Source organism: Moraxella sp. RCAD0137 (genome assembly GCF_002894025.1).
In the GTDB taxonomy this organism is placed as follows: Bacteria; Pseudomonadota; Gammaproteobacteria; order Pseudomonadales; family Moraxellaceae; genus Moraxella; species Moraxella porci.
The window spans coordinates 1-13,773 of the sequence record NZ_LTCC01000012.1; the positions used below are offsets into that span (position 1 = coordinate 1).

At 45.3% G+C, this 13,773-nt stretch carries 13 protein-coding genes, 1 tRNA gene and 1 pseudogene; 13 read left to right on the top strand and 2 right to left on the bottom strand.

Annotated features, from left to right (window positions below):
- Window positions 1-93 (top strand): annotated as a pseudogene (locus tag AZ602_RS07680) (IS1 family transposase); the annotation flags it as partial.
- 231 nt (window positions 94-324) lie between these two features.
- Here the strand turns inward: AZ602_RS07680 and AZ602_RS07685 are convergent.
- Window positions 325-783: a hypothetical protein gene (locus AZ602_RS07685; RefSeq protein ID WP_103034415.1), complete on the bottom strand. Its 459-nt coding sequence runs from the start codon at window positions 781-783 to the stop codon at window positions 325-327.
- Between the two features lie 69 nt (window positions 784-852).
- Window positions 853-2,085: a beta-ketoacyl synthase N-terminal-like domain-containing protein gene (locus AZ602_RS07690; RefSeq protein WP_103034416.1), complete on the bottom strand. Its 1,233-nt coding sequence runs from the start codon at window positions 2,083-2,085 to the stop codon at window positions 853-855.
- 366 nt (window positions 2,086-2,451) lie between these two features.
- Here AZ602_RS07690 and AZ602_RS07695 point away from each other — a divergent pair, with 366 nt between their 5' ends.
- From AZ602_RS07695 to rplL, 12 genes are all read left to right on the top strand, one after another.
- On the top strand, window positions 2,452-4,626 hold the full coding sequence (locus tag AZ602_RS07695; RefSeq protein ID WP_103034417.1) for an EcsC family protein: 2,175 nt from the start codon (window positions 2,452-2,454) through the stop codon (window positions 4,624-4,626).
- A gap of 246 nt (window positions 4,627-4,872) precedes the next feature.
- Entirely contained in the window at window positions 4,873-5,247 is a 375-nt protein-coding gene (rpsL, locus tag AZ602_RS07700; RefSeq protein ID WP_003656377.1) for a 30S ribosomal protein S12, read from the top strand.
- Between the two features lie 113 nt (window positions 5,248-5,360).
- Window positions 5,361-5,834, top strand: a complete 474-nt coding sequence (rpsG, locus tag AZ602_RS07705; protein WP_078317978.1) for a 30S ribosomal protein S7 — start codon at window positions 5,361-5,363, stop codon at window positions 5,832-5,834.
- Between the two features lie 138 nt (window positions 5,835-5,972).
- On the top strand, window positions 5,973-8,099 hold the full coding sequence (gene fusA / locus AZ602_RS07710) for an elongation factor G (RefSeq protein ID WP_078317979.1): 2,127 nt from the start codon (window positions 5,973-5,975) through the stop codon (window positions 8,097-8,099).
- Between the two features lie 122 nt (window positions 8,100-8,221).
- The gene (tuf, locus tag AZ602_RS07715; RefSeq protein ID WP_078318570.1) at window positions 8,222-9,412 is read left to right on the top strand and encodes an elongation factor Tu; all 1,191 of its coding nucleotides are present in this window, start codon (window positions 8,222-8,224) and stop codon (window positions 9,410-9,412) included.
- A 188-nt stretch (window positions 9,413-9,600) separates the two neighbouring features.
- Window positions 9,601-9,676 (top strand) — tRNA-Trp (locus AZ602_RS07720).
- 63 nt (window positions 9,677-9,739) lie between these two features.
- Window positions 9,740-10,210, top strand: coding sequence for a preprotein translocase subunit SecE (secE, locus tag AZ602_RS07725; protein WP_078318075.1), 471 nt, complete (start codon window positions 9,740-9,742; stop codon window positions 10,208-10,210).
- 32 nt (window positions 10,211-10,242) lie between these two features.
- Window positions 10,243-10,773 (top strand): transcription termination/antitermination protein NusG, encoded by a 531-nt coding sequence (gene nusG, locus AZ602_RS07730; RefSeq protein ID WP_103034418.1) that lies wholly within the window; start codon window positions 10,243-10,245, stop codon window positions 10,771-10,773.
- A gap of 100 nt (window positions 10,774-10,873) precedes the next feature.
- Window positions 10,874-11,305, top strand: coding sequence for a 50S ribosomal protein L11 (gene rplK / locus AZ602_RS07735; RefSeq protein WP_078318073.1), 432 nt, complete (start codon window positions 10,874-10,876; stop codon window positions 11,303-11,305).
- A gap of 1 nt (window position 11,306) precedes the next feature.
- A complete protein-coding gene (gene rplA / locus AZ602_RS07740; protein WP_078318072.1) occupies window positions 11,307-12,008 on the top strand; it encodes a 50S ribosomal protein L1 in 702 nt (233 codons plus the stop codon).
- Window positions 12,009-12,328: 320 nt separating this feature from the next.
- Window positions 12,329-12,832, top strand: a complete 504-nt coding sequence (gene rplJ, locus AZ602_RS07745) for a 50S ribosomal protein L10 (RefSeq protein WP_078318071.1) — start codon at window positions 12,329-12,331, stop codon at window positions 12,830-12,832.
- Between the two features lie 57 nt (window positions 12,833-12,889).
- Window positions 12,890-13,264, top strand: coding sequence for a 50S ribosomal protein L7/L12 (gene rplL, locus AZ602_RS07750; RefSeq protein WP_103034419.1), 375 nt, complete (start codon window positions 12,890-12,892; stop codon window positions 13,262-13,264).
- Window positions 13,265-13,773 lie beyond the last annotated feature (509 nt).

A 13,773-nucleotide genomic window follows, 5' to 3' on the forward strand; every position in this document is an offset into this window, starting at 1 on the left:
TTTAGAAGGAGTTGTAATTTTTCAAAAAAGATTGAAAACCATTTTAAAGCTTTCGACTTAACCTTTTTTTACATCAATAATGGCTTCATTTAATGTCAGCATACTTTTTGAAACACCACCAAAAATTAAAATAGATATCTAAAACAATATATAACTTATCTTTTATTAACCAATCATTATATTGATTGTTTCTAGCAATAAACCGTACAATCATGGTTCTACCACTCCTTGAACCTTAATATCTTTCGTTTCATAATCAATTTTACCAGTCTAGCAGGGTGCGTACAACGCACCATCAAATATGATCAACCCAATCTATGTTGGCTATGTACATCTCAAGGTGCTACACAACTCTATTGTATAATCGCCGCCATTAAATAAGCTGGGGAGCTCATTACCCACAAAAAAGTCATCGCCAAGATTGGCAATAATCACTCTATGCTGATTATCAAAATTAATGATAATGCCACACAAGCGATGAGTTGATTTAATAAGGTGGTAGTTTGATATTTTTCTACCGATGACAGTATTAAAGATTGGGTGATTGGTCAAGTTAATATGCTGAATATTGCCATATTCTCCCATATTTGTACAATTTTTAGAAAAAACATTATCCATGACCAATGTTTCACCATCATAGCTACAATAAAAATGCAATATTGTGTTATTTATATTAAAATATAAGTCTATGATATCCGAAAAATCAAAGTGATTATCTTCAAAGATGTGCACATTGGCACGAACATCTATTAATTTGCTCATAGCGTTAGTTAACAAACTCATCGACACACCACATATTATACAAAAACAAAAACCCCATCAAAAGATGGGGTAGTTGGTAGAGAGTGCTGATTAGCCCAAGTATTTTTGTAGGACTAGGGCGGCGTTGGTACCACCAAAGCCAAAGCTGTTGCTCATGGCACTGTTTACGGCAGTGTGGCGTGTGGTGGTGACGATGTCAAAGTCTTTGGCGCCATCATCTAGGTTGGTGATGTTGATGGTTGGTGCGATAAAGTCATGATTCATCATCAGTAGGCAATAAATCAGCTCTTGGACACCGACCGCGCCTAGGCTATGACCGGTCATTGATTTGGTTGAGCTGATGGCAGGCGTGTTATTGACACCGCCAAAGGCAGCAGCGATGGCGTTTAGCTCAGTGATGTCCCCAAGTGGTGTGCTCGTGCCGTGACTATTGACATAATCGACCTTATCTAGGCCTGCTTGGGCTAGGGCGATTTGCATACAGCGTACCGCACCTTCACCGCTAGGGGCGACCATCTCAGCACCGTCTGATGTCGCACCGTAGCCTGTGATTTCGGCTAGGATGGTAGCACCACGCGCTTGGGCAGATTCTAGGCTTTCGACGATGACCATACCGCCACCACCAGCAATCACAAAGCCATCACGGTCTTTGTCATACGGGCGGCTGGCCGTGGTCGGCGTGTCGTTATACTGCGTGCTCATTGCACCCATCGCATCAAACATACAAGACTGTGTCCAGTGCTCGCCTTCACCACCACCTGCGATGACCATATCGGCTTTACCAAGTTGAATCAGCTCCATCGCATGACCGACGCAGTGGCTAGAAGTGGCGCAGGCTGATGAGAGTGAGTATGAAGTGCCTTTGATTTTTAGGCCTGTAGCCAGTGTGGCTGAGACTGAGCTTGCCATCACCTTTGGCACGGCCATCGCACCCACACCACGCAGACCCTTTTCACGCATGGCATCGACAGCAGCGACGACATCAGCAGTCGATGCACCGCCTGATGCAGCCACGACAGCGACTCGTGGATTATCAGCGACATCTTCGACAGTCAGCCCTGCATCTTTGATGGCAGCTAGGGCTGAGACATAGGCGTACAGACTGGCATCGCTCATAAAGCGTTTGAGCTTGCGGTCGATACCTGTGGTATCTAGGCTATCAGCGTCGATACTGCCAGCAACTTGTGATTTGAAGCCATGATCGGCATAGCTTTGATTGAATGATAGACCTGATTTTCCATCCATCAGCGCTTGTTTGACAGTGGTCAGATCATTACCCAAGCATGAGACAATGCCTGCACCTGTGATGACAACTCGTTTCATGAGCAATTTCCTAAATAAGTTTACAGTTGTAATGCGACTATTGTAACAAATTATTCCAAAATTTAGGGGAATTTTTCCATCAATTTTCATAAATTTTCATAAAAATAGGTAAAAATAAGCCAAAAAACGCATCAAAAATTGCCAAAGTTATCAAAACAGCATCATTGTGACAGTAATTTGTGTATAGATGAACATTTAATAACATTTATCTTGCATATTTTTACTAGGCGTGATGGGTTTTTTATGTTAGTCTTAGTTCAGTTGTCAGGATTTGCAAAGGATGTCGCCATGACAAAACCAGCGAACGATAAGCCTGATTTGATGGATATTTGATTCTTTAAATTTTAAATAATGATGGAGAGACCTATGCCTAAATCGAACAAAAAAAACGCAAAAACCAACACCGCTCAGCAAGCACATGATGAGCAAATCCAAGCCCTGGCAGAGCAAGTCGCCGAGCACGATGATGTGGAGATCGTCGCTGAAGTGGATATTGATAACAAAGCAGTGTCTGATGTGGTGATCATTCGTGACAGCAATACCAGTGAAGATGCTGATCAAGCTGATAACAAAGATGCTGATAAAGCCGATGAGAAACAAAAAGATACCGACGCAGACAAATCAGCCGACGATAAAGCCAACAACGATGACAAAGCTAAAAACGGCGATGATAAAGCGGATGGCAAAGTCGATCAAGCCATCGATGATCTCAAGCAGGCAGGTGGCACAGCCTCTGAAAAAGTCCAGCAAGCTGCCGAAGAGATCACTCAAAGCGCACAAGACAAAACCCAAGAGCTAAAACAAGCGGTAAGCCAAAAAGCAGATGAAGCCATCGAACAGGCGCAAGCGCTGAAAGATCAAGCCATCGAACAAGTCGAAGACGCCCAAAAGCTGGCTGGCGACAAGGTGGATGAAATCAAAGAGCAAGCAGCCGATGCGATCGATACAGCCAAGCAACAAGCCAGTGAGCAAGTCGATACCCTAAAACAGCAAGCCGAGACGCTAAAGCAAGAAGCTGCCCAAAAAGTCGATGAGCTAAAAGCACAGGCTGAAGACAAGCTGCACCAAGCAGGCGAGCAAGCAAACAGCGTCGTCGATGCCGCTAAGCAAAAAATCGATGAAGCCAAACACGCTGCCGAAACGCTTAAGCAAACTGCTTATGATAAGATCGATGATCTAAAACAAGCTGCCAGCGAAAAGGGCGAAGCCATCAAATCGCAAGTGACCCAAAAAGTCGATGCGCTCAAATCTGGCGGTGAGTCGCTAAAGCACAGCACCGAACAGAAAGCTGATCAAGCCATCACTGATGCACAAAGTGCCGCTTTGACAGGTTCGGCGGCTGCTTATGATAAGATCGAAGCGGCCAAAGACACCGCCAAAGATAAGCTTGGTCAATTCATCGAGCAAAGCAAACAGGTATTGGACGAAAAAGTCCAGCAACTGGGCGAAAAATACGGCGCAACAGACACTGTCAATGAAATCGGCGATCAGGTTGGTCTGGCCACTCAGGTCATCAAAGATGAAGCCCAATCACTTCAGCTGACCGCTCAAGAATCGCTACAAGCAGCCAAAGAAGCTGGTGCGGCCTATGAGGCTACTCATGACGAAAAGGGTCTGGGCGCCACATTGGGTAAGTTGGGTGCTTATCTGTCAGGCATGTATGGCGCAAGTCAAAGCCGAGATAAGCGCTATCAGGCGGTGGACATCGAAAAAGATGACTTTGAACAAGATGCATTCCATGCTCAAAGCAGCTATTTTGCAGGTCAAATGTTTGGTGCCAAAGCGATGGCAGCCCAAAACCTAGTGGGCAAAGTCGTTCCTCAAAGCAAGTTTGACGCCATCGGTGATGCCATCTACAACAAAGTGGCCGAATGGTCGAGCAGCTGGGCGATCAATGATCTAAAAAAAGACTTGCGCTATGATCTGCTACAGACGATGAATGGCGCTGAACGCGATGCCTTCGCCGAAGATATCGCCAACCAAAACCGTGCGCTGGCTACTTTAGGCGGTGTGGCAGGACTGGCTGGCCTAAAAGGCGTGGTGGCTGACATGGCGTGGCTGCTCATGGTGTCATTGCGCACCGTGTATCAAGTGGCAGCGATTTATGATAAGCCACTGACGGGCAAAGAAGGCGTCAAAAAAGCCTATGGCGTGCTATCAGGTGCCAATTTGGAGAAATTACAAGAAAAGCAAGTCATTTTGACTGCATTGGCGCTGGGCAGCACCATGTTGGCCAACGCTCAAAGCACGGGCGTCAAAGCGCAGCTAGACAGCCTGTCAGCGCACTATCGTGAAAGTCAGCCGTATGCCAAACAGTTTGTTGATCTGGATAAATTCATTGATCTGGATAAACTAAACCCTAAATGGCTGCACAAACTGCTACCAATCTCTGCGGTGGCTGTGGGTGCGCATTATAACAATGAGCTGATTGATGAAGTGATCGGTACCGCGATGGCGACTTTCTCAGATACTTTGACTGAGGAAAATCTGCTGACTGCTGAGCATAATGACGATACTGATGCTCAGACAGAAGATGCCTAAGCACAGATTTGATCGAGCAACGACAAAATGGCGGAAGACAACTGCCATTTTGTCACATTGAAAGATTTTTATTGAATAAATTGCTCAAATTACAACTTATTTTATAGGGCGGCTTGAAGTTTTCTTGATTTAGCCCTATAATATATTGCCCCTAAAAGGGGATTTGCGTTATTGTTTCAAATCGCTGGCTTAGGTCGGCGGTTTGTCAATGGCGAATTTTTAACAACAACGGGAGAGAATTGCCCTATGGCAACTACAAACCAGCTAATCCGCAAGGGTCGCACAACCATCAAGGAAAAATCAAAAGTTCCTGCGTTGCAAGCGTGCCCACAGCGTCGTGGCGTGTGTACTCGTGTTTACACCACCACACCAAAAAAACCAAACTCAGCAATGCGTAAAGTGTGCCGTGTGCGTCTAACTTCAGGCTATGAAGTTTCTAGCTACATCGGCGGTGAAGGCCACAACCTTCAAGAGCACAGCGTTGTTCTAATCCGTGGCGGTCGTGTTAAAGACTTGCCAGGTGTGCGTTATCACACCGTGCGTGGTGCACTTGACTGTGCAGGCGTAAAAGATCGTAAGCAAGGCCGTTCTAAGTACGGTGCTAAGCGTCCTAAGGCATAAGCCTAAGACATCATTTGCATGAATTGGGGTTTGTGTGTCAGACCCGCTCATGCAGTAAGGCTGGTTAAACCTAGCTTTATACCAGACAATCCTGAAGAAACAAGGAAACTATTATGCCAAGACGTCGTGTCGTTGCTGCCCGTGAAATCCTACCAGATCCAAAATTCGGCAGCCAAACAATCGCTAAATTCATTAACCATGTCATGGTTGATGGCAAAAAATCAGTCGCAGAAAAGATCGTTTATGGCGCACTAGATGCAGTTGCAGCCAAAAAAGACATCCAAGATCCTGTGGCTTTCTTTGAAGAAGTGCTAGAAAATGTTCGCCCAACCGTCGAAGTTAAAGCTCGCCGCGTTGGTGGTGCTACCTACCAAGTACCTATGGAAGTACGCCCATCCCGTCGTACCGCCCTAGCAATGCGTTGGTTGGCAGACGCTGCAGCGAAGCGTTCTGAAAAATCAATGGCTCTACGCCTAGCTGGTGAGCTAAATGATGCATCAGAAGGCAAAGGCGCAGCCATCAAGAAGCGTGATGATGTTCACCGTATGGCGGACGCGAACAAAGCGTTCTCACACTATCGCTTCTAATTGGTTTTGGCTGCTTGTCAGCAAAAGCCTGCGATTGTTTTTGGGTAATTTCCCAAACAAAACTCAAAAATCTGCCAGACCGAGCATTGTTTGGCTGGCGGATTTACCAAATTAAACAGAATTTTTCTAGGAAAAATTATGGCTCGTACAACTCCTATTAGCCGCTACCGCAACATCGGTATCTCGGCACACATTGACGCTGGTAAGACTACTACCTCTGAGCGTATTTTGTTCTACACAGGTGTATCACACAAAATTGGTGAAGTACACGATGGTGCTGCTACCATGGACTGGATGGAACAAGAGCAGGAGCGTGGTATTACCATTACTTCTGCTGCGACCACCGCATTTTGGTCAGGCATGGGAAATCAGTTCAAAGAACACCGCATTAATGTCATCGACACCCCAGGCCACGTTGACTTCACTGTAGAGGTTGAGCGTTCTATGCGTGTACTTGACGGTGCGTGCATGGTTTACTGTGCGGTTGGTGGTGTGCAGCCACAGTCTGAAACTGTATGGCGTCAGGCTAACAAATATAAAGTACCTCGTCTAGCGTTCGTGAATAAAATGGACCGTACTGGTGCTAACTTCTTCCGCGTGGTTGAGCAAATGAAAACTCGCCTAGGCGGCAACCCAGTGCCTATCGTTATTCCAGTGGGTGCAGAAGACAGCTTCACCGGTGTTGTTGATTTGATCGAAATGAAATCAATCATCTGGGATGAGCCATCACAAGGCATGAAGTTTGAGTACGGCGATATCCCTGCTGATCTTCAAGACACTGCTGAAGAGTGGCGCACCAACATGGTTGAAGCGGCTGCTGAAGCATCTGAAGAGTTGATGGATAAGTACCTTGAAAATGGCGATCTGACCAAAGAAGAGATCGTTGAAGGTCTGCGCATCCGTACTTTGGCAAGCGAAATTCAGCCAATGCTTTGTGGTTCGGCATTCAAGAACAAAGGCGTACAGCGTATGCTTGACGCTGTGATCGAGTTCCTACCAGCACCTGATGATGTTGAGGCGATCAAAGGCATCCTAGACGACAAAGATGAGACTGAAGGTTCTCGTGAAGCGTCTGACGAGGCACCGTTCTCTGCATTGGCGTTCAAAATCATGAACGACAAATATGTGGGTAACCTAACATTCGTTCGTGTGTACTCTGGTGTTGTTAAACAAGGCGACAGCGTTTACAACCCTGTTAAGATGAAGCGTGAGCGTATCGGCCGTATCGTACAGATGCACGCAAACGAACAAAAAGAAGTGGAAGAAATCCGCGCAGGCGACATCGCTGCCCTAGTTGGTATGAAAGATGTAACCACTGGTGATACTCTGTGTGATAACGATCACATCATCACCCTAGAGCGTATGGAATTCCCAGAGCCGGTCATCTCACTAGCTGTTGAACCAAAAACCAAAGCTGACCAAGAAAAAATGTCGATCGCTTTGGGTCGTCTAGCAAAAGAAGACCCATCATTCCGCGTTCGTACTGATGAAGAGTCAGGTCAAACTATCATCTCAGGTATGGGTGAGCTGCATCTTGACATCATCGTTGACCGTATGAAGCGTGAATTCAATGTTGAAGCGAACATCGGTGCGCCTCAGGTTGCATACCGTGAAACGATCCGTCAAACTGTTGAAGTTGAAGGTAAATTTGTTCGCCAAACTGGTGGTCGTGGTAAGTTTGGTCATGTATGGCTACGCCTAGAGCCGCTAGATCCAGCCAGCGAAGTTGAATACGAATTTGCTGAAGAAATCGTCGGTGGTGTGGTTCCAAAAGAATACCATGCAGCGGTTGATAAAGGTATCCAAGAGCGCATGAAAAATGGCGTTATCGCAGGTTATCCTGTTGTTGGCGTAAAAGCGACTCTGTATGATGGTTCATACCACGATGTTGACTCTGACGAATTGTCATTTAAGATGGCAGGTTCGATGGCGTTCAAAAAAGGCTTCGTACAAGCAAGCCCAGCGCTACTAGAGCCGATCATGAAAGTTGAAGTAGAAACTCCTGAAGACTACATGGGCGACATCATGGGCGACTTGAACCGTCGTCGTGGTATGGTTCAAGGTATGGACGACCTGCCTGGCGGCACTAAGTCTATCCGCGCTGAAGTACCACTAGCTGAGATGTTTGGCTACGCGACTCAAATGCGTTCTATGTCTCAAGGTCGTGCAACTTATTCAATGGAATTTTTGAAGTATCAAGAAACTCCGAAGAATGTTGCTGACGAGATCATCAAGAAATTCACAGCCAAAGACGACGACGAGTAATCGATCATTTTTGGTGAGTAAACTGCAATACCTGCTGGTTAATAACACAGCGGTATTGCACTTAAATCATTAACCATCCTGTGCTTGAATTTTAATCATGCACTTAATACGAGGAAACCATCATGGCAAAGGCCAAGTTTGAACGTAACAAGCCACACGTAAACGTTGGTACCATCGGTCACGTTGACCATGGTAAAACCACTCTAACTGCTGCGATCGCAACCGTTGCTGCTAAGCACCACGGTGGTGAAGCAAAAGACTACGCTGCTATTGACTCTGCTCCAGAAGAAAAAGCACGTGGTATTACCATTAACACTTCTCACATCGAGTATGACACTGCTGCACGTCACTACGCACACGTTGACTGCCCAGGCCACGCTGACTATGTTAAAAACATGATCACTGGTGCTGCACAGATGGACGGCGCGATCCTAGTTGTTGCTGCAACTGACGGCCCAATGCCACAAACTCGTGAGCACATCCTACTATCTCGTCAGGTTGGCGTACCATACATCATGGTATTCATGAACAAGTGTGACCTAGTTGATGACGAAGAGCTTCTAGAGCTAGTAGAAATGGAAGTGCGTGAACTTCTATCTGACTACGACTTCCCAGGTGACGACACCCCAATCATCAAAGGTTCTGCACTACTAGGCCTAAACGGTGACCAAGGTCAATACGGTGAGCCAGCAGTTCTAGAACTACTAGACACCCTAGACAGCTACATCCCAGAGCCAGAGCGTGCTGTTGATAAAGCATTCCTAATGCCAATCGAAGACGTATTCTCAATCTCAGGTCGTGGTACTGTTGTCACTGGCCGTGTTGAGTCAGGTATCATCAAAGTTGGTGAAGAGATCGAAATCGTTGGTATCAAACCAACTCAAAAAACCACCTGTACTGGTGTTGAAATGTTCCGTAAACTGCTAGACGAAGGTCGTGCAGGTGAGAACTGTGGTGTTCTACTTCGTGGTACTAAGCGTGAAGAAGTTCAACGCGGTCAAGTACTAGCTAAGCCAGGTTCAATCACCCCACACACTAAGTTCGACGCAGAAGTATACGTACTATCAAAAGAAGAAGGTGGCCGTCACACGCCATTCCTAAATGGCTATCGTCCACAGTTCTACTTCCGTACTACTGACGTAACTGGTGCTATCACGCTACAAGAAGGCACTGAAATGGTTATGCCAGGCGATAACGTTGAGATGAGCGTTGAGCTAATCCACCCAATCGCTATGGACAAAGGTCTTCGCTTCGCGATCCGTGAAGGTGGCCGTACCGTAGGTGCTGGTGTTGTTGCAACTGTTAAAGACTAATCGTCAAACAGTAAAACAACCCAAGCAATTGCCAAACTGACATCAGTAGCAATTGCACACAAAAAGACAGATCCGAGAGGGTTTGTCTTTTTGTTTTGGGAGTTGTATTTTGACAGCCAGGAAGATTTTTAAAAAAAATGCTTGCAAAATCAAAAAAGCTTGCTATAATAGCAACCCATAACAACCCTAGGCGATTGGCTCAATTGGTAGAGCATCGGACTCCAAATTCGAGGGTTGGGGGTTCGAGTCCCTCATCGCCTGCCATCTTCTTTTCCACACCATTCTTTTAATTTCATAAAAATTGGTCATTCCAAGGCAAGTCCCTGCATGAGCGATAATAAAGACAATTTGGATACCCAATCTAAAATTACCGCAGACTCAAAAGATCACAAACAACCCATCACAGTTTCCAAAGAAAGCGTGGTAGAAGTTGCAAAAAAGCGCTCTGCTAAAGATGTGGTATTGTGGCTGATTGCCATTGTGGCGATGATTTCAGCTACCTTGGTTTCTCAGTATTTGCCAAGATATTGGGCGCCAGCTAATGATATCTGGGTGCAGATTGGCATCACAGTGGGCTTGGTGGTGTTTGGTTTTCTTTGTTTGGCATTTACCAATCAAGGCACAGCATTTAAAACCTTGCTAAAGGACGCTGGCATCGAGCTGCGTCGCGTGACTTGGCCAAGCAAAGATGAAACCGTGCGCTATACTTGGCAAGTGATACTGGCCACCATCATTTTTGGTGTGATTATTTGGTTGTTGGATATGTTTTTTAATTATATCGTTGGTTTTGTCATTTAAACGATCAGACAATTTATCATAAAGGTGAATCAATGCGTTGGTATATCATTCAGGCGTTTTCTGGTTATGAAAATCAAGTTCAGCGTTCTTTAATCGAGCGTATTAAGCGCAGTGAGTTTGCTGATAAATTTGGCGAGGTACTGGTACCTACCGAAGAAGTCATCGAAATGCGCGATGGCAAAAAGCGCACCATGCAACAAAAACTCTTCCCTAGCTATGTCTTGATCAATATGGACATGAATGAAGACACTTGGCATATTGTACGCTCATGCCCTAATATCACAGGCTTTATTGGCGGTACGCCAGAAAATCCAGCGCCTATTACCAAGGCAGAAGCTGATCGTATCTTAAATCGCATCAACAAAACTGGCGATGCACCGCGCCCTAAAACCATGTTTGAACCAGGTGAGGAAGTTTTGGTCATTGATGGCCCATTCACTGATTTTAAAGGCTTGGTGAAAAAGGTCGATTATGACAAATCAAAGCTGCATCTAACCGTCAGTGTGTTCAACCGCCCAACCGAAGTTGAGCTTGAATTCACCAAGGTTGAAAAGATCAATTAATTCGCGTATAATACGCAGTTTCGGCTCTGGGCATGTGTCTAGAGCTTGTTATTCACGGGGAGCTTAATAAGCGTTTGTACCCACCATCGGAGAGATTCTCATGGCTAAGAAGATTGATGGCTACATCAAGCTACAAGTGCCTGCCGGTAAGGCAAACCCTTCACCACCGATTGGTCCAGCATTGGGTCAAAAAGGTGTTAACATCATGGCATTCTGTAAAGAGTTCAATGCAGCATCTGCAAACATCGAACCAGGTCTGCCAATTCCAGTTGTGATCACTGTATTTAACGATAAGTCATTCACTTTTGTGATGAAATCGCCACCAGCAGCGGTACTACTGCGTAAAGCAGCAGGCATTGCCAAAGGTTCAAGCACACCACACAGCGCCAAAGTTGGTACTGTCACTCGTGCGCAGCTAGAAGAAATCGTTAAAACCAAAGAAGCAGATCTAACCGCTGCTGACCTTGATGCGGCTGTTCGTACCATCGCTGGTACTGCTCGCTCAATGGGTATCACTGTGGAGGGTGTGTAACATGGCAAAGCTAACTAAGCGTCAACAGCTGATCAAAGATCGTGTCGATAGCAACAAGCTATACACCATCGAAGAAGCGGTAGCGATCCTAAACGATCTGCCAGCAGCTAAATTCAAAGAGTCAATCGACATCGCAATCAACCTTGGTGTTGACCCGCGTAAATCTGACCAAGTGGTCCGTGGTGCAACCAACCTACCAGCAGGTACTGGCAAAACTAAGCGTGTTGCTGTATTTGCTCAAGGCGCTGCTGCTGATGCTGCAAAAGAAGCAGGTGCGGATGTTGTCGGTTTTGAAGACCTAGCAGACAGCATCAAAGCTGGCAACATGGACTTCGATGTGGTTATCGCATCTCCAGATGCCATGCGTGTTGTTGGTCAATTGGGTACCATCCTTGGTCCACGCGGCCTGATGCCAAACCCAAAAGTTGGCACAGTAACCGCTGATGTTGCGACTGCTGTTAAGAACACCAAAGCTGGTCAGGCTCAATACCGTGTTGATAAAGCTGGTATCATCCATGCATCAATCGGTCAAGTTGGCTTTACCGCTGAACAGATCGAACAAAACGCAACTGCACTACTAAATGACCTTAAGCGTGCTAAGCCTGCGACTTCTAAAGGTATCTATATCAAGAAGATCACACTATCTAGCACCATGGGCCCTGGCATCGCAATCGATCCAGTTCCACATCGCGTGAACAAGTAATCGACTATAAATCGGTTAGATACAACATTTAACTTGATTTTTTGTCAGATTTACTTATAATAGTGCGAATTTTTCATCATAAGGCCACCCGAAAAGCTTAGCTTTGCCTTATGATGATCAAAAGAATTTTCAAATTAGCTCAGCACAACGGGTTGTGCTGTCTAAGACCGTAGGTGCTCTTATGAGTCTAATTGGGAAACCTGCCTACGCAGACGGTGAGACGATTCTCCCGTAATGGTGCAAAGATTTGACTAAGGTTAAATGCTTTGTGAAATTAGCTTATTGTTCAATTTTATTGGACAATATATTGGAGACAACCCATGGCACTAAATCTTCAAGACAAACAAGCAATTGTTGCTGAAGTAAATGAAGCTGCCAAAGGTGCGCTCTCTGCTGTAGTTGCCGATTCACGCGGCGTTACAGTAGCAAAGATGACCGAACTTCGTAAAGCTGCTCGCGAAGCAGGTGTCGATATGCGTATCGTGCGTAACACTTTGTTGCGTCGTGCCCTAGCTGACACTTCATTCGAGTGCATGAACGATGTATTCGTTGGCCCTACTTTGATCGCATTTTCTAATGAACATCCAGGTGCAGCTGCACGCTTGTTCAAAGAATTTGCCAAGGGCAATGACAAGTTCGAAATCAAAGGCGCAGCTTTTGAAGGTGAATTTATCGACGCAAAATCTATCGATCGCCTAGCAACCCTACCTACTTACGACGAAGCTATCGCTCGCCTAATGGGTACTATGAAAGAAGCAGCAGCTGGCAAACTTGCTCGCACACTTGCTGCACTTCGCGACAAGATGGAATCAGAAGCGGCTTAATTTACCGTTTTATTATAAATTTATTTACTCTCATACCTTTATTTAGGAATAATTGCTATGTCACTAACTAACGAACAAATCCTAGACGCAATCGCGGAAAAATCAGTAATGGAAATCGTTGAGCTTATCTCTGCGATGGAAGAAAAATTCGGCGTATCTGCAGCAGCTCTAGCAGCAGCTCCAGCAGCTGGCGGCGACGCTGGCGGTGCAGCTGAAGAAAAAGACGACTTCAATGTTGTTCTAACCAGCGGCGGCGACAAGAAAGTAGCAGTAATTAAAGTTGTGCGCGAAGTTACCGGCCTTGGCTTGAAAGAAGCTAAAGACCTAGTAGAAGGCGCTCCACAAACTGTTAAAGAAGGCGCATCTAAAGCTGAAGCTGAAGAGCTTAAGAAGAAGCTTGAAGAAGCTGGCGCGAGCGTTGAACTTAAATAATTTGATGGATCTTACTTTGGCAGCTTAGTCAAAAAGATCAAAATTATTTAGCCAAAAAGCCAATAATGTATTGCATTATTGGCTTTTTTTTATTATAATTTAGTATTTGACCTTTTGTGTAACCTTCTTACAGCGGAAAGGCGTACACATCCCAAAAGGACAAACGCACCCATGCAAGCTGAACGACTCAAGAATCAATGATTTATCTGTGCTGAATACCCACCAGTATTTGGCGCTTTGTTGTGTCTGTTGTTCAATGACGGTGTGTTTTTCTTTCAAAAAGTTCAAAAATGGGTGCATGTAGAGCAAATTTCTCAATTTTGCTTGATAAAAAATGATCAATTTAAAGATTTTACAGATTCCAGCTGCTAATTTATGGGCTTTGGTTGGGTGATGTAAGTCATGCTGACGCTTGATGTGATGACATTGATAAGATTGAATGATCAAGGCGATCGGCAAAAAAAGTTCGATTTGTTCATTGTGATGAACAATTTGTTTGGTAGTGTCTG